The organism is Labrenzia sp. THAF35, assembly GCF_009363595.1.
Lineage (GTDB): Bacteria > Pseudomonadota > Alphaproteobacteria > Rhizobiales > Stappiaceae > Roseibium > Roseibium algicola.
In genome coordinates, this window is sequence record NZ_CP045380.1 from 5,597,851 (window position 1) to 5,614,721 (window position 16,871).

The 16,871-nt window shown below is 59.4% G+C and carries 13 protein-coding genes; 5 read left to right on the plus strand and 8 right to left on the minus strand.

Going from position 1 to position 16,871, the window contains the following annotated elements; translation table 11 throughout:
• The first annotated feature begins 36 nt into the window (after positions 1 to 36).
• On the plus strand, positions 37 to 408 hold the full coding sequence (locus FIU93_RS25750; protein ID WP_022997858.1) for a VOC family protein: 372 nt from the start codon (positions 37 to 39) through the stop codon (positions 406 to 408).
• Positions 409 to 515: 107 nt separating this feature from the next.
• Positions 516 to 2,147, plus strand: coding sequence for an FMN-binding glutamate synthase family protein (locus tag FIU93_RS25755; protein ID WP_022997859.1), 1,632 nt, complete (start codon positions 516 to 518; stop codon positions 2,145 to 2,147).
• A 174-nt stretch (positions 2,148 to 2,321) separates the two neighbouring features.
• Here FIU93_RS25755 and FIU93_RS25760 read toward each other — a convergent pair whose 3' ends face one another.
• The 3 genes from FIU93_RS25760 to FIU93_RS25770 form a co-directional block, all read right to left on the minus strand.
• On the minus strand, positions 2,322 to 3,170 hold the full coding sequence (locus FIU93_RS25760) for a helix-turn-helix transcriptional regulator (protein ID WP_022997860.1): 849 nt from the start codon (positions 3,168 to 3,170) through the stop codon (positions 2,322 to 2,324).
• A gap of 107 nt (positions 3,171 to 3,277) precedes the next feature.
• Positions 3,278 to 5,161, minus strand: a complete 1,884-nt coding sequence (locus tag FIU93_RS25765) for an ABC transporter ATP-binding protein (protein WP_152507160.1) — start codon at positions 5,159 to 5,161, stop codon at positions 3,278 to 3,280.
• Between the two features lie 32 nt (positions 5,162 to 5,193).
• Positions 5,194 to 5,820, minus strand: coding sequence for a metalloregulator ArsR/SmtB family transcription factor (locus FIU93_RS25770; RefSeq protein WP_055658663.1), 627 nt, complete (start codon positions 5,818 to 5,820; stop codon positions 5,194 to 5,196).
• 365 nt (positions 5,821 to 6,185) lie between these two features.
• On the opposite strand from FIU93_RS25770, the gene FIU93_RS25775 reads away from it, so the two are divergent.
• Together FIU93_RS25775 and FIU93_RS25780 are read left to right on the plus strand one after the other, a co-directional pair.
• Complete coding sequence (locus FIU93_RS25775; protein WP_209010234.1) at positions 6,186 to 8,186, plus strand: EAL domain-containing protein; 2,001 nt, start codon at positions 6,186 to 6,188, stop codon at positions 8,184 to 8,186.
• A 94-nt stretch (positions 8,187 to 8,280) separates the two neighbouring features.
• Positions 8,281 to 8,604, plus strand: coding sequence for a DUF2293 domain-containing protein (locus tag FIU93_RS25780; protein ID WP_055659520.1), 324 nt, complete (start codon positions 8,281 to 8,283; stop codon positions 8,602 to 8,604).
• Between the two features lie 69 nt (positions 8,605 to 8,673).
• Here the strand turns inward: FIU93_RS25780 and FIU93_RS25785 are convergent, their stop codons facing one another.
• The 5 genes from FIU93_RS25785 to ettA form a co-directional block, all read right to left on the minus strand.
• Positions 8,674 to 9,066 (minus strand): RidA family protein, encoded by a 393-nt coding sequence (locus FIU93_RS25785; protein ID WP_022997865.1) that lies wholly within the window; start codon positions 9,064 to 9,066, stop codon positions 8,674 to 8,676.
• Positions 9,067 to 9,159: 93 nt separating this feature from the next.
• On the minus strand, positions 9,160 to 9,777 hold the full coding sequence (locus FIU93_RS25790; RefSeq protein WP_152507162.1) for an MOSC domain-containing protein: 618 nt from the start codon (positions 9,775 to 9,777) through the stop codon (positions 9,160 to 9,162).
• Positions 9,778 to 9,911: 134 nt separating this feature from the next.
• Positions 9,912 to 12,011: an FUSC family protein gene (locus FIU93_RS25795; RefSeq protein ID WP_152507163.1), complete on the minus strand. Its 2,100-nt coding sequence runs from the start codon at positions 12,009 to 12,011 to the stop codon at positions 9,912 to 9,914.
• Between the two features lie 128 nt (positions 12,012 to 12,139).
• Positions 12,140 to 13,102, minus strand: coding sequence for an endonuclease/exonuclease/phosphatase family protein (locus FIU93_RS25800; protein ID WP_152507164.1), 963 nt, complete (start codon positions 13,100 to 13,102; stop codon positions 12,140 to 12,142).
• Between the two features lie 140 nt (positions 13,103 to 13,242).
• The gene (ettA, locus tag FIU93_RS25805) at positions 13,243 to 14,892 is read right to left on the minus strand and encodes an energy-dependent translational throttle protein EttA (protein ID WP_022997869.1); all 1,650 of its coding nucleotides are present in this window, start codon (positions 14,890 to 14,892) and stop codon (positions 13,243 to 13,245) included.
• 640 nt (positions 14,893 to 15,532) lie between these two features.
• Between ettA and FIU93_RS25810 the strand changes: the two genes are divergently transcribed.
• A complete protein-coding gene (locus tag FIU93_RS25810) occupies positions 15,533 to 16,486 on the plus strand; it encodes a 2-hydroxyacid dehydrogenase (RefSeq protein WP_152507165.1) in 954 nt (317 codons plus the stop codon).
• The last annotated feature ends 385 nt before the right edge of the window (positions 16,487 to 16,871 follow it).

Below are 16,871 nucleotides of genomic sequence, written 5' to 3' on the forward strand. Positions count from 1 at the left end.
GCCGGCACCGCACACACCAATTTCCAGGAGAAACTCATGATCGGATATACGTCTTTGGGAACCAACGACCTGAAGCGGTCAGCAGCGTTTTACGACGCATTGCTGGCTGAACTCGGCGCACAGCGGCTGATGGAGTTCGATGACTTCATCGTCTGGGCGAACCAGCCGACCACGTCAGCCTTTTCCGTGCATATTCCTTATGACGGCAAACAGGCGACCGTCGGCAATGGCGTCATGGTCGCATTGTCCGCCCAGAACCGGGCACAGGTCGATGCGGTCTACCGCAAAGCCATAGAGCTTGGCGCGGCGGACGAAGGCAAGCCCGGCCAGCGCGCCGACAACGGCTTTTATGCCGCCTATTTTCGGGACCTGGACGGCAACAAGCTGAACGTGCACCACATGGTCTGAGCTCAAATCGGTTCCATGCAAGAGCGATCAACAGTGTTGATCGCTCTTTCCTTTTTGGCCGCAGCCTGACACAACTAGACAGCCCGCCTAATAGGAGTCACCCGTCCGTGTTTCCCGCCCGCTATACCGTTTTCATTCTTTGTATCGTACTTGCCCTGGTTGCACTTGTCCTGACGTTTGCCCTCAGCGGCTACTTCGTCTGGCCATTTCTGGTTTTTGCAGTGCTCTCGGCGATCGGTTATCTCGATGTCCGCCAGACCCGACATGCGATCCTGCGCAACTATCCTGTTTCCGGTCATTTCCGTTTCCTTTTCGAAGCGATCCGGCCGGAACTGCGCCAGTATTTCTTTGAAAGCAACCAGGACGGCAGACCGTTTTCGCGGGAGCGGCGCTCCATGGTTTATGACCGGGCGAAGGATATCGAGGATGTTCTGCCGTTCGGTACAGAACTTGACGTCTACGACACTTCCTATGGCTGGGTGAACCATTCGATCTGTCCCAAACCGCACAACCATGAAGACATGCGCGTGACGATTGGCGGACCGGACTGCAAACAGCCTTATTCGGCTTCCCTCTACAACATTTCGGCCATGAGCTTCGGCTCACTCTCCGGCAATGCCATTCTGGCTTTGAACAAGGGCGCCAAGGCAGGCGGTTTCTATCACGACACCGGGGAAGGCAGCGTTTCGCGCTATCACCGGCAAGGTGGTGGCGATCTGGTCTGGGAACTTGGCAGCGGCTATTTCGGCTGCCGCGCGGACGATGGCACTTTCGATGCCGAAAAGTTCGCCAAGCAGGCTGTCGAACCGCAGATCAAGATGATCGAAATCAAGATGAGCCAGGGGGCCAAGCCTGGTCATGGCGGTGTGCTGCCCGGACCGAAAGTGACGGAAGAAATCGCCGAAGCTCGCGGCGTTCCGATCGGCACCGACTGCATATCACCTGCCTCTCATTCCGCTTTCTCGACCCCGGTTGAACTGCTGCATTTCATCGTTCAGTTGCGGGAGCTCTCAGGTGGCAAGCCGGTCGGCTTCAAGCTGTGCATCGGTCATCGCTGGGAATTCATGGCCATCGTCAAGGCCATGCTGAAGACCGGCATCAAGCCGGATTTCATCGTGGTCGACGGTGCCGAAGGCGGGACAGGCGCCGCACCGGTGGAATTTGCCAACAGGCTGGGAACCCCCCTGCGCCAGGGTCTGACCTTCGTACACAACTGCCTTGTCGGCACGGGTCTTCGCGAAGATATCCGGATCGGTGCCGCCGGCAAGCTGATCAGCGCATTCGACATTGCAGGGGCGCTGGCTTTGGGCGCCGACTGGGTCAACTCTGCGCGCGGCTTCATGTTCGCAGTCGGCTGCATCCAGTCCCAGAGCTGCCACACCAATCGTTGCCCCACCGGCGTCGCCACGCAGGATCCCAAGCGCCAGCAGGCCCTGGTTGTTCCCGACAAGGCGCAGCGCGTCGCGAATTTTCATCGCAACACGCTGAAGTCCCTTCGGGATTTTTCTGCCGCTGCCGGGCTCAGCCATCCGCGCGAATTCAAGCCGGAACATTTCTACCTGCACGAAGGTCTTCGCGAAATCATGCCGGCCAGCGTCGCGCTGTCCTGGTTGAAGAAGGGGGCCCTCCTGGAAAAGTCGCACAACATTCCGGGCTACTCGACCTATTGGGAAATGGCAGAAGCTGAAAGCTTTCACCCGGCCAAGTCGGTGGAAGCTGCAAAGTCCGCCCACGCCTAGGCATAAAACGTCAGCGGGGGCCTTGCGTCGTCCTTCAAGGTGAAGGTTTCCGGGAAACAGGCTTTCTCGATACGCACCCCTGCTGCTGATCGACCCAACCGGGCCACGCCTGCGGCTCACATGATATCCATGGCTGCAAGGTGACCAAGTCTTGCAGCTAAAAACGAACAGACGTCAGTCGAGTTGGCGCGCCAGTTGAACGGCAAAATCACCAGCCTCATGCGAGCGGATGACCGCGTGGCGAACGAGGTCGTCAAAGTGGCTGGAGAAGAGCTGGACGTGGCGCGTGTTGGAAAACGCCAGGTAGCGCTGCCCGAGGTAGAGTGCCGCCCATTTCTGCCCGAAGACCGTGAAAGGTGCGGAGAACCGGTCGGTCGCGCCGAAGAGGTGCAGACGTAGCGAGGGGTAAAGCTCGCTCAAGGTAAGCCCCATGACCTCCAGCTGTTCGCGACGCAGGTCAACCGGAAGCCCCTGCCATAGCCCCTCCCCGCGCGCAAAGCCTTCCAGCGCCTCTTTCGACAGGGCGATTTCCATGTCGGATTCCGCCCGGCTGAGGAGTGCCCTCTGATCCCTGGTGCCGGTTATGGCCTGGTCGGCGGTGCGCAACGTTTCGCCGGAGTATTCGAAAGCCAGAACAGCTTCGGTCTTGAGGACATCCGGCAGGTTGGCGGGTACATGCCGGATCTTCGCCCCGACCGCATCGCGATACCAGGCGAGCAGATGTTCATCGACCGGGTGCCGCTCGGTCTCGGCCACCTGAACTGCCTGATCCAGGATCTCGGCCGCGGCCCCGCGGTGGGTGGAAAGACCAAGCAACCAGTCGGAAGAAACGCTGAGCGCGGTCGCAATGGCAGCCAATGCCTGCCCGTTTGGCAGACGGGGTGCATCTTCCGACAACAGCTGGGAAACGGTCGACCGGTCGAGCCCGGCACCGCGTGCCAGATCCGATCGGTTCATATCCCGGCTGCGCAAGGCATCCGACAGGCGTTCGCGAAAAAGTACGGCGCGGTCTCTCTTGTCCATGAGAGGAGTATTGTCAGCCGGATTTCGGAAAATCAACACAAGCTGACATTTTCCCGAAGCACCAGCCTCTGGGAAGCTCACGCAAACAAGGTGCTTTTCACCAGACCCTATTCAGCAGCGCTGAGCGCCAGGAAACCACCTGATTGACGTTCCCAAAGCGCAGCGTAAAGACCACCGGAGGCAAGCAGCTCGCGGTGTGTACCTTCTTCCGCAATCCGGCCTTGATCCATCACCACGAGCCGGTCCATTGCGGCAATGGTCGACAGACGGTGGGCAACGGCCAGCGTGGTGCGCCCTTCCATCATGCGGGTGAGGTTCTGCTGAATGGCAAGCTCGGCTTCACTATCGAGGGCAGAGGTTGCCTCGTCGAGGATCAGGATCGGCGCATCTTTCAAAAGCACCCTGGCGATCGTGATGCGTTGGCGCTGACCGCCGGATAGTTTGACACCGCGATCGCCCACATGGGCATCCAACCCCGTCCGACCCTTGCTGTCCTTCTGCTCCTCAATGAAATCGAGCGCTTCGGCAGCACGGGCAACCGCACGGATCTCGTCGTCGGTGGCTTCCGGCCTGCCATAGCGAATGTTGTCGCGGATCGACCGGTTCAAAAGGGAGATGTCCTGGGTGACAACGCCGATCCGGCTGCGCAGAGATGCCTGGGTGACATCGCGCACGTCCTGCCCGTCGATCGAAATCCGGCCTTCGGTCACGTCCCGCAAGCGCATCAGCAAAGACACAGCGGTCGATTTGCCGGCGCCGGACAGGCCAACCAGACCGACACGCTCGCCCGGCTTGATTGTCAGGTTGAACTTGTCCAGGACCGGCTTGCGGTCGCTCTGATAGGCAAAGGACACGTTGTCGAAGCGGATTTCCCCGGCGCTGACATTCAGCTCGCCGGCATCCGGCGGGTCGATGATTGCCGGCCGGCTCGTCATGATCGGCATGGCATCGCGGATCGTACCGAGCGTGCTGGTGATCGACTGTCCGATCCCTATGAAGCTGGACGACGCGTGCGACAGCGAGCGTGTGACGGTCAGCCCGGCGACAAAGTCACCAATCGAGACCCACCCCTTCATCATGCCCCAGAAACCAATGACCACCACAGCCAGGACCAGCAGCACGTTCAGAAAATAGACGCCGCTGTCGGTCAGGATATAGGACCGGTTCTCACTGTGCCTGGTGTCGATTGTTTCGCCGATAACCTTGCGAATGGCACCGGCTTCTGAATCTTCCGCCGCAAACAGTTTGACCATCGCGATGTTGGAATAGACGTCTGTCATCGCGCCGGTGGCCTTGGAATTTGCCGCTGCCACCTTGGCAGAACGCTGCAGATAGGCCGGGATCGCCAACCAGGCGACGAGGATATTCGCGCAGATCCAGAACAATACCGGAATGGCCAGCGGCCAGGCCATGGCCAGAAGCAGCAGGAACGATCCGCCAAACTGAATGACCAGGAACGGAACCGTCTCGATGGACAGCATCATCTGACGGTGGACTGACATGGTGACCTGGGCAATGCGGGAGGCAACCTGACCGGCGAAAGTGTCCTCGAAGAAAGCCAGGTCCTGTGCTTCCACGGCCTTGTGCGCCTGCCAGCGCATTGCCGCCGGCAGAAGAATGCGCACGGTCTGGAAGGCAAAGGTCTGGCGCAGGAGAAAGGCGAGCGGATCAATAATCACGAAGAGGAGGAAGAAACCGGCCAGGATGGTGAGGTTGTCTTTCAGAAACGCCTGCGCGCCTGTCTCGGTCACACCGTCGACCACGAAAGCTATCGCCCAGATGCCCGCAAGACCCAGCCCGGAGGAGATCATCGCCAGGCAGGAAACGATTACCAGTTGCCAGCGGAACATCATCGCGAAATGCCAGACCAGCTTCAGCGGCCCTTCATCCGGAAGAGGCGTGACAGGCAGTTCCAGCGGTTTGATGTGGGTTTCGAACGGATGGAAATACCGGTCGATGAGCCGCGCAAGCAGCGGCCTGGCGATTGACACGCAAAACACTCCTCGACTGGACCAGCGCCTGATCAGGCCGCGGGCTCAATCCTGTAAACACAGCGACGACCGCCCGAGAGCTGATGTTCGGTACGTTCGACCGAGACACCTGGCCCAAGTACATCCTTGAAAAGATTGAGTTCCGACCGGCAGAACCCCTGACAGGCCGTTGCCGCGGCACAGATCGAACAGTGATTTTCGATCAGCAGGTAGCCAGCCCCTTCCGGAACAAGATCGGCCATGTAGCCTTCCCGGTTGCGCAAATCGGCAAGCACTTCCAGCTTGCCGCGCAGATCAGGCGCCTTGCCAACCGCTTCGGTATAGGATTTCCGGCTTTGCGCTTCACGGTGGGCAATCAGCTTGTCGACACCTTCTTCGCCGAAAATATCGTTCAGGCCGGAAATCAACCCGAGCACCAGGTTGGAATGATTGTCGGGAAACTGCTTGTGCCCGTCCGGTGTCAGGTCCCAGACCCGCTTGGGCCGGCCAACCGAACCCTTCTGATCATCGAAGTCCACCAGTCCGTCCTGCAACAGGCCGTCCAGATGCTGGCGAACAGCCACTGACGTCACCTTCAACCCGCTGGCAAGATCTGCCGCAGTCTGTGGGCCGGAGGATTTCAGCGCGTTCAAAAGCCGGGTTCGAGTACGATCTGCCATAGCCGTCTATATAGCGTATTTCAAAGATAAAAAAATAGTCTGCTTATCTTATTGTGAAGCGACCAGAGCGTTTCCCGCCAACAAGCCTGCTTTGGCAGCCACGTTTATTTGCCAAGCGTGGCGGGAGCATGCAAGAAATGTCACTATAATATCCTGCGATGAACCGTTGTCCGGCGCCGGCCCTACTTAGTGCCTGATTGCGCGATCACACGGTTTTCGCCTTGAAATATTTCGTAACCGTCGCGTCAGCATTTCCTATAGACGCCTTAACTCTTCAAGAACCCCAATGCGACGCAAAGTCAGCAAAGTCGCCTTCATAACAATTCTTTATCTCATTTTGATTAGAAGAAATATCAATGGAGAAAATGATGGAAAAAATCAGGGCTTTCCTGAGATGGATGATGATCGATCCTCGCCATCCGGAAATTGCACAAGCTCAGTACAATGAGCTCAAGACCCAGATTCCGTCGCTCTATGCCCTCCTCATGGTCAATGCGGTTGCCGTTGCCTATACCCATTTCGATATCGCGCCGACTTATCTGACCGTCGGAATTCTTGCGCCGATCCTCTTGATCACGACCTTTCGCATGGTGGCCTGGATACGCGCCCGCAAAGTTGACCCGACACCGCAAGAAGCGATCAGCAAGATGCGGCAGACCGTCATTCTCGGCAGTCTTGTGTCCGTCATCTACATTGCCTGGTCGCTGAGCCTGGACGGCTATGGCGGACCTGCCGAGCGCGGTCATGTGGCGCTTTTCATCGCCATCACCGTCATCGGCTGCATCTTCTGCCTGATGCATCTGCCGCAGGCTGCCCTGATGGTCATGGTGATCGTGACGATCCCTTATCTGGTGCACTATCTCGGCCAGAACCAGGACGTCTACATTGCGATAGGGCTCAATATCTTCCTGGTGTGCCTAGTCGTCCTGCAGGTTCTCCTGAACGGCTATCGAGGGTTCTGCAAACTGATTGAATCGCAATCGGACCTGGCCGCCAAACAGAAAGAAACGGAGCGTCTCAACGCAGAAAACTCCAAGCTTGCCCAAACCGACGCGCTTACCGACCTGCCGAACCGACGCTATTTCTTCAACCGGCTTGAAGCCCTGATCAGTGAAGTGGAAGGCACGGACCGGCAGTTTGCGGTCGGCGTCGTCGACCTGGACCGGTTCAAGCCCATCAACGACACCTATGGCCACCAGTTGGGCGACCAATTGCTGATGGAAGTCGGCATGCGCCTGAAAAGCCTTGGACTGCCGAATGTCGAGATCTGCCGTCTCGGCGGTGACGAGTTCGGTTTCCTTTATCTCGGAGACATCTACGAGGCAGCCTCGACGGGGCAGTCTATTTGCGAACTGATCAGCCGCCCCTATCGGATCGGTGAACTGCAGGTTTCCGTTGGCGCGTCCTGCGGCATTGCGTTCTATCCTGACGCCGGCACTTCTGCCCATGTTCTGTTCGACCGGTCCGACTACGCCCTTTACAATTCCAAGACCAGCCTGCGCGGCCGGACGACGGTCTATTCGGCTGAACATGAAGCCCGCATCCGCTCGGAACGGGCCATCGAGGCCGCGCTTCAAAGCGCAGATCTTGCCAGCGAATTCCAGGTCTATTTCCAGCCTGTCGTCCAGTTGCCGGAACGGTTCGTAGTCGGCTTCGAGGCGTTGGCGCGGTGGGACAACCCCCAGCTTGGCAGGATTGCCCCCGACAAGTTCATTCCCATTGCCGAGCGCGCCGGCCTGATCCACAGGCTGACCCTGTCGCTGTTCGAAAAGGCGGTCGAGCAGATCAAGGCCCTGCCCGGAACGCTCTCGCTATCCTTCAATCTGTCCGCACATGACGTCACCTCTGCCGAGACAGTGGCTGCGCTGCTCGAGATCATCCGCCGCGCGGCGATAGACCCGCGGCGGATCACGTTCGAAATTACCGAGACTTCCGTGATCGGTAGTTATGAAGCGGCTGAAACCTGTCTGCAGGTTCTTCGCAATGCCGGTGTCAAACTCGCGCTGGATGACTTCGGCACCGGTTATTCCAGCCTTGGCTACCTGCACCGGCTGCCTATCGACTGCGTCAAGATCGACCGCAGTTTCGTTGCCGGTATCAAGGACCCGATCGCGAGCGGCGTCGTGACCTCCATCGTCAACCTGTGCCGGTCCATGAAGATGCAGTGCGTGGTGGAAGGCGTTGAAGAAAGCAACCAGTTGGAACTTCTGGAAGCGATGCATTGCCGTTTGGTCCAAGGATACCATTTCAGCGCTCCCCTGCCTTTCGAGGACCTTCTTGCCGATGCCAGGGAAAACGGAAGGGTTGCAGGGCTTCCCCTGTCCGGCACTGCCGGGGCCAGCAGCTTTCAGTTCTTTCGCGCCTGACCGGCGATCCGGACCAATTCCACCAGACCTCTTCTAATCCGTCCGGGATTTGTTTACCTCTCCGGTCTCAACCACGAAAAACCGGGACCTGTTCATGACCGGCGGCACCAAGCGACAAAAAGACATGCGCAAGGCCTTGCGGGTCCTGCTGCCGCGCGTTCCCTTTTCAGATGCTGAAGCCATTCTCGAAGTTGCCCTCGCCGGACACCTGCGCCATCTGCCGCCCGGCATTGCCCTCTGGCAGGCCACCACCAGTCATGTCCGGCACGCCCTGACCGACTACGATACGTTGCTGGACGAAGGTTATGACCGTGACGCTGCACGGTTCTTCGTACTGGACGAAATGAATGACGTTTTGAGCTCCTGGGGATGTGCGAAACGCCTGGAAGCTGACGATACGTCCCCAACCGAGGACTGACATCGGTGCTTAAAGCGGATCCGTGCCCGTCACACACAACCCCGGATGGGATTTGCGGGTAGCCGGCCGTTACGGCCGCCGGGCGATCAAATCGATCTCGACCAATGCATCGACGGCAAGGCCCGACACGCCAATACAGGTACGACCCGGCAATTTACCGGGTTCGAAAAATGACCGGTAGGTGTCGTTCATAGCCTGATAATCGCGCTTGAATTCAGTCAGATAGACACGAATGAAAGTCGTGTTTTCAAGGCCGAGCCCGAGGCCGCCCAGAACGAGCTTCAGGTTTTCCATCACCCGCACAGTCTGCGCCTCTATGCCTTCCGGCAGCGGGGCGTCCGGATCGTCCGGCAGTGTCGGCATCTGGCCGGTTACAAACACCCAGCCGTCAATTTCGACGGCATGGGAGAATGGCGCGACCGGCTGTGGCGCCTGGTCGATCATGTGGTGGATCGGCAGCATGGAGGCTCCTGTTGGACGGTTATGACAGAGCATCCAGACTAGAGAATATCGGGCACCTCGGGAAACAGGTTTCCCTCGCTGCGAGCCTTAAATCTAGATGCGCTCGTAGATCCACTGTTCAGGAACATGGGCGGTGACCGCCTCGCCCGCCGCAACCTTCCCCGGGATTTCGACATAGCCAACAAGTCCTCGCAGGCGCTTTGCCTTTTGCGGGAACAACAGGTCCAGTCCTTCCCGGCCGGGATTGGCTTCGGCGATCGCCTCGCCTGCGAAACGGCAGGGTTTGTTGTCACCGTCCACACGAATAACCAGACCGCCCTCGAACACCAGCCGGGTGCGCGGTGGCACCATCGTAAGGTTGGGAATGCCGGACAAGGTAATGTTGCCGCCGATCCATTCGGCTTTCAGTTCGGCAATCTCCATGCGAGTGGCAATCAACGAAAGTTCCTCGGCGGACAGGATGGATATCTGGCGCTCATTGCACATTTCCGTGCCACGCGGATACCAGGGTTCGCGGCCACCGGACCTCCGGGTGTATCCGCCATGCCGGTCTCCCGAAATGCCTTCGAACGTCATCTCCAACGCATCCGTTGCAGTGGTCCTGAAGTCTTCCGCAGAGACTGTCCTGAAAACGCCCTCCACCTTGCCACTTGTCCTGAATGCAGGCGTAATACGAAAGTCCTCGGCAAGAAGCTGGAGCTGGTCTGTCATGCGGGGTCTCCTGTCGCAGTCGAGAGGCGATGCTAGGGCGCCGGCGCCTTCCTGACCAACAAAACTCATTGATGTTTTCATAAGCGCGGAAGATCGATCCGCTGCCCCAGTATTTGCGGTGGTGAAAGCTATCTTCAGGCAGGGCCGGAGAGGAATTTCTCCTTGCGCAAGCCGTCCAGGCATCGGACGATTTTCCGCGCGTGGTAGAGCATCGCGACCCAACCGGTTTCCAGCGCAAGATTGCCTGTTGCGCCCTCGGGCATGGCTGTCATCCAGTCATCCTCCAGGCCCGGGACGGTCTGCCTCGGGCGTCCATCCAGGACAGCCGAGAACTCATCTTCCAGACGCTTGTCCATGCGAGCGACAAGCGCCTCTATCCCCGACCTGGCCTGAGCTTCCACCGTTTCCCGCGTGACGTCGGAACGGGCTTCGCGGTAAAGCACCACGTATTGGGCCAGCACGATCACCAGCACGTTGAGGTCACTGGCGGAGCGTGTGAACGACGACCAGGGCGCTTGCTCGATCCGATAGGACCTGGCGGTGGCGATCAGCGTGCTCGCTGCCGTTCGAAGCCGGGCGAGATCCTGAAGGTCCGTATCCGCCTTGCCGCCTTCCGCCCGCAGGCAACTTCGGCAGGCGTTGAGGTAATCGGACGCCAGCTCCTTGAAGCTTGCGCCAGTGCGGTTGGGAAACAGCAGCCATGCCGCAGCAAGCCCCACGCCTGCGCCAATCATCGTGTCGTAGAGACGCGACCAGAGTTCGTCGATGGGCAGACCTTCAAGCGTCTGAAGCCCCATGACCACCAGGAAACTGATGATACCGGAGGCGATGGCGTAATTGCGGTCGAGGAAAACGATGACCCCGGGTATGGCAATGACAACCAGTACCAGCCTGACGGACGGAAACTCCGCCAGGGCCGGGTCGACCAGCATGGCCAGAACAACGCCGCCCGCCGTCCCGCCGATCCGCTGTGCGGTTCGGAGCAGTGTCGCCCCGAGGCTGTTCGACAGCACGATGATGATGGTGAGCGTGACCCAATAGGCGTGATTGAGATCGAACGCGAGCCCAAGGGAAAAGCCGATCCCGGCTGCGACACCTGCCTGAAGTGACAGGCGCCAGGAAAGCTTCCGCAACCAGCTGCCCTCGCCGCTGTCATCATCCGTACCGAGGCTCAGGCGAACCGGCTGGTCTTTTGCCGCCAGCAGCCACAGACGCTTGAAAGCCTGGGCAATGCGCAATTCCTGAAACCGGTCATGTGGCGTTACTGCCGCATCGGCCTGCAGCCAGCTCGCGGCAGGTGCGCTTGCGCCGGTTTTGCCTTCCCCGACATCGCTCTCTTCCGGAACACCCTCACCGGTTTCAAGGCGATGGACAAGCCGGTCGACCGCACGGCCAAAGCCGTCGTCTTGCGCCAGACGGGTGCGTGCGTCCCGGGAGAGCTGGTCGCGTGCATCGCCCACCACTTCCAGGGCGAGTTCCACCATGATAGCCGCTTCCGGCGACATGCCCTGCAACTCACCTTCCGGTCTGAGCAGATCGGCACAGACCTGAAGCTCCATGCGCAGCTTCGCCAGATCCCTGATCCGAACGGCCGCATCGCCGGACGAACCGGTCGCCCGGCCTGACAGCTGCCTCAGATAGGTTGCCATCGCCTGACGATTTGCAGCTTCGACCCGCAGGTAGGTTCGGTATGTCGAAGGCCGCCAGGGCCCTGTGCGAACCACGAGCGCTGTCACCATTCCAAGCACCGCCATCACCGGAAGCCAGAGGCCGGGCGATCCTCCGACGTTGCCGAGGACCACGAAAAGCCAGCAAATCGCCATGCTGCGGCCAGCGCGTTGCCAGAAGGGACCAAGCCCTTGCATGGCAAAGCCGAGCATGATCGCGGCGATCCAGAGCCCTTGCAGAACGGTTGAGGCGCTTTTCCCCGACATCTCGGCGACAACAGCCCCAAGAGCAAACAGAGACGTCAGCAGAACGCCAAGCTTCAGGATGCCGAGGACCTCGGCCTTTCTGGTGGAGACCGGCGTGAACATCAGGCAGTGACCGCCGCTCGCGGCTGCCAGAACGGCCAGTTTAAAGGCCGACTGACCGGGCACGAAGCTTGCCACGACATTTGCCAGGAAGACCGCTCCGAGCACGGTCAGCATCAAATGAACGCCGCGCATCAGCCGCAGGCCGCCGGGGTCCGTGCGCAGGAGACTTGTCTTAATGTCCGAAGCGGCTTGCAGCATCTGTCTGACTTGAACCCGGCTCTTCAGGGCAAAAACCCCGACGTACTGAATAGAAATCTTTTATGCGGACTGCATTGTCTCGTGTCCATGGCGCTTTGACCGGGTGGGCGCAGGCTTGCCGCCGAAGATCAGTCGGACGACTTGTCGTCGACAACCGTGAATTCGGCAAAGACCGGCCAGTGATCAGAACCGTTGAAGTGTCCGAGTTCGCAGTTTTTGACCGCAAGCCCGCTCCTGACGAAAAAATGGTCGAGTTCGAGACCGATGCCCGGAACAGGGGCAAGCCATGTCGGGGTCCAACGGCTGCCGCAGACTGCCTTGCGCACCCCTGCCGTTTCCTGAAACCGTTTCAGTAGCGGTGCCCAAGAGGCGGCGTTCATGTCGCCGGCAACAAGAACAGGTCCCGGCGTCCTCGACACTTCGGATGCAAGCTTCTGAAGGATCTCCGCCTGGTGCAGATAGAAGTCACGCCTGAAAGGCGGCAGTGTGTGAACTGCAAGGACACTCACACAGGGCTCCGCCTGGATACCGCAGTAAATCGCTTTCGTAATCGCGTATGGGTTCCCGCCTACAGGGATCAGTTCAACGTTGTGCGGCGCAGTGCGCGAGAGGATAACTGCGGCGGGACGTCCACCAAGCGCCTGATGGCGCGTTCCGGCCACATGCAGCATGCCTTCAAACCGGTCGAGCAGCCCTTGGTCGGCTGGTACCGGCAGCTCCGTGAGGATCATGAGATCGAAGCCGCGGGCGCTGTTTTCCTCAACCAGATTGCCGAGCGCTGCGGCGCTGCCGAAGAGATTTGCGGTGACGACGCTGATCGCCGGTTCTGCCGCATCGGCGGTTGGGGCAAAGCGTCCGTTGTCGAAGATGCCCATGCGCATGAGAGCGACCACCGACAGGCAGATAGCCAGTGCCGCCATGTTCCAGTTCCGGATGAAGACGAACCCTGCAGCAAACAGCAGTCCGGCAAGAACGTATTGGGTCTGAAAATGAGCCAGCAGATCGACGGGCCAGCCGACTGCCGCCAGAAACGAGGCGAGAACGGCGATGGCGAAGGCCGCAAACAGACAGACGAGAGTTCTGTGGAACATGCCTTGTGCCGCTCGCAAGGACAAAAATTGCCGGTGGCCGGTTTACATCACCGGTCAAAAAAGATGCCGGCCCGTTTCCGGGGCCGGCACATTCGGGAAACAGGGGGCACGCCCCCCATTTCAGCTTCCAGGCCGTTCGCTTAGCGCGTAAGCGGCTTGTACTTGATCCGGCGCGGGTCGGCGGCATGTGCACCAAGGCGGCGGACCTTGTCCTTTTCGTAGTCTTCGAAGTTGCCTTCGAACCATTCCACATGGCTGTCGCCTTCAAAGGCGAGCATGTGTGTGGCCAGACGGTCGAGGAACATACGATCGTGGCTGATGATAACGGCGCAGCCGGCGTAGTTTTCCAACGCGTCTTCCAGAGCTGCCAGCGTCTCGGTGTCGAGGTCGTTGGTCGGCTCATCAAGCAGCAGCACGTTGGCGCCCTTCTTCAGCACCTTGGCCAGATGCACGCGGTTGCGCTGACCGCCGGAAAGGTCGCCGACCTTGGCTTGCTGGGCAGCACCCTTGAAGTTGAAGGACGAGCAATAGGCGCGAGAGTTGATTTCCTTGTCGTCGAGGTAGATGACCTCGGCGCCGCCGGAAATTTCTTCCCAGACCGTGTTGTTCGGGTTGAGCGCATCGCGCGACTGGTCAACGTAGCCAAGGTGCACACTGTCGCCCACGACGACCTTGCCCTTGTCCGGTGTTTCCTGACCGGTGAGCATCTTGAACAGGGTCGTCTTGCCGGCGCCGTTCGGGCCGATCACGCCGACGATGCCACCGCGCGGCAGCTTGAACGACAGGTTGTCGATCAGGAGACGGTCTTCAAAGCCCTTGGAAACGCCATCGACCTCGATGACGTTGGCACCGAGACGCTCGCCAACCGGGATGAGGATCTGCTCGATGGACGGCTGACGCTCTTCCTGGGCGGTCAAGAGGTCTTCAAAGGCCCGGATACGGGCTTTCGACTTGGTCTGACGGCCTTTCGGGCTCATGCCCATCCACTCGCGCTCACGGGCAATCGCCTTGGAGCGGGCCATGTTCTCGCGGCCTTCCTGCTCCATGCGCTTGGTCTTCTTTTCCAGATAGACCGAGTAGTTGCCTTCGTAAGGGATGCCCTGACCGCGGTCGAGCTCCAGAATCCAGCCTGTGACATTGTCGAGGAAGTAGCGGTCGTGGGTGATGATCAGGACGGAGCCCTTGAACTCACGCAGGTGACGCTCCAGCCAGTGAACGGTTTCAGCGTCCAGGTGGTTGGTCGGCTCATCCAGCAGCAGCAGGTCCGGCTCGGACAGCAGCAGCTTGCAGAGCGCGACGCGGCGGCGCTCACCACCGGAAAGATTGTCGACGGCTGCATCTGATGGCGGGCAGCGCAGGGCTTCCATCGCCATTTCCACCTGGCTTTCCAGGTTCCACAGATCCTGCGCGTCAATCTCGTCCTGAAGCTGTGCGGCTTCCTCGGCGGTTTCGTCCGAGTAGTCCATCATCAACTCGTTGTAGCGGTCGATTTTTGCCTGCTTGTGGGCAACACCTTCCATGACGTTTTCCATCACGGTCTTGGTGTTGTCGAGCTGCGGTTCCTGCGGCAGATAGCCGACCTTCGCGCCTTCGGCCGCCCAGGCCTCACCGGTATATTCCTTGTCGATACCGGCCATGATCTTCAGAAGGGTCGACTTACCCGCACCGTTCGGGCCCAGGATACCGATCTTGGCGTCCGGGTAGAACGAGAGATGGATGTTGTCGAGAACCTTCTTGTCGTTATAGGCCTTGGACAGGCCATGCATGTGATAGATGAACTGGCGCGCCATGGGGCTCCGCTTCTCCGCTTTCAAAATCTGATGGGATTCTCAGGAATTCTGCGGCGTCTTTTAGGGGAAATGGCGCCCGGGGGCAATGGGGGGATTTGCCTGAGAACGCCTCGAGAGTTCGTCTCGCAATCAGGCATTACCTGTGCAATCGCAATTAGACCTCTTCCTTGGCCAACTTCCAGCCACCCTCGCTTTGGGATAAGTGTCCTTTTCATTGGACAGTTTACGGACCGACTCCGATTACCAAAGTTTCCAGAAAGCACGCCGCCCCACTCGCGTTAAACGCCGACCGCTATATTCGGAATTGCAATTACGCCCAAGAACCTGCCCGCCCTGTCATTCCGGACAAGTGCAGCTAGGCTGCAGGCCGATCCGGAACCCAGCGTGTCAGGGTGAGCAAAGCGAATACCCAATTTGCCGCGCATGGCGCGACATATCTCTGGATTCCGGATCGGCGCTCGACACCTGTCTCACTTGTCCGGAATGACGGCGGAATACGCCGTTTCACTGATGAAGTGAGCCGAAAGCGCTTCGAGGGTGACGAAATTTGCGTACCAACTCTGCCCATTCGGCTCTTTTCTCCCCCAACCGAAGACCTTAAGGTCACCTCACCTTTCTTCATCACCCCACCGGACCTGCCATGACCTCCATCGATATTCTGATGCCCCGCCCGATGCTGCCGATCGTTCAGGAGCAGCTTGATGCCGCCTTTACGGTGCATCGGCTGTATGAGGCCGATAATCCGGAAGCGCTGCTGGCGGAAATCGGAGAGAAAATCCGCGGTGTTGCCATGGCATTCGGGCCGGTCAACGCCGAGTTGCTTGCCAAAATCCCGAACGCGGAAATCGTTTCCAGCTTTGGCGTCGGCTATGACCACGTCAACACGGACGATTGCCTGGCGGCGAAGGTGATGGTGACCCATACGCCCGATGTGCTGACGGAAGAAGTTGCCGATACGGCGGTCGGGCTGATGATCATGACCATCCGCGAATTTGGCCAGGCCGAACAGTGGCTTCGCCAGGGCAATTGGGAAAGCAAGGGGCCCTACAAGCTGACCGGGGCGACCATGCAGGGACGTACGCTTGGCATCTTTGGTCTGGGGCGCATCGGCAAGGCGATTGCCAAGCGGGCCGAAGCCTTCGGCATGAAGATCCATTACCATGGACGCAGCAAACAGGACGACGTCTCCTACCCCTATCACGCGACGCCGAAGGCGCTGGCTGCCGCCTGCGACACGCTGATGGTGGTGGCGCCTGGTGGTGCGGAAACGAAACATGCGGTCAATGCGGAGGTGCTGGAAGCACTTGGGCCGGATGGCATCGTCATCAATATCGGCCGGGGCACCGTCATCGACGAGGCCGCATTGATCGCGGCCCTTGAAAACGACACGATCTACGGTGCCGGTCTCGACGTCTTCGAGAACGAGCCGCATGTGCCTGAAGCCCTTTTGAAACTGCCAAGGGTCACCGTACTGCCGCATGTCGGTTCCGCCTCGCAGGCGACCCGCAATGCAATGGGTCAGCTCGTGGTCGACAACCTGAAAAGCTGGTTCGAAACTGGCGGGGCCATAACGCCAGTGCCGGAAATGCGCTGAGATCGAGGGCATGCAAGGGCAGCTCGGCAGCCCGACCCGATTCTTTTCCCGGCTCAGTATTTGACACGCCCGACTTGCGCCATAGGTTTATGGATCAAGCGCATCCTTTCTACTTGCGATGCGCTTACCCGATAGGCGTGGATCCATCAGACCACATAAACCACGCCGGGATGCCGACTGGGGCGGCTGGTGAACCAAAAGACGAATGCGTTCAGAAGCCTACTCAACACCGGCTGTTCGCCCGGATCCGTCAGCGGGTCCAGTTTGCCTGCGGAAGTGGCCCGTTTGCTCGGGGCGCGTCGCAACGGCAGAAGACGACATCCCAGGTCGCAGAAGGTGGCTGGCGACGTAACCTCCGCCAGCACCCTGGGCCGGCCCCTTCCGG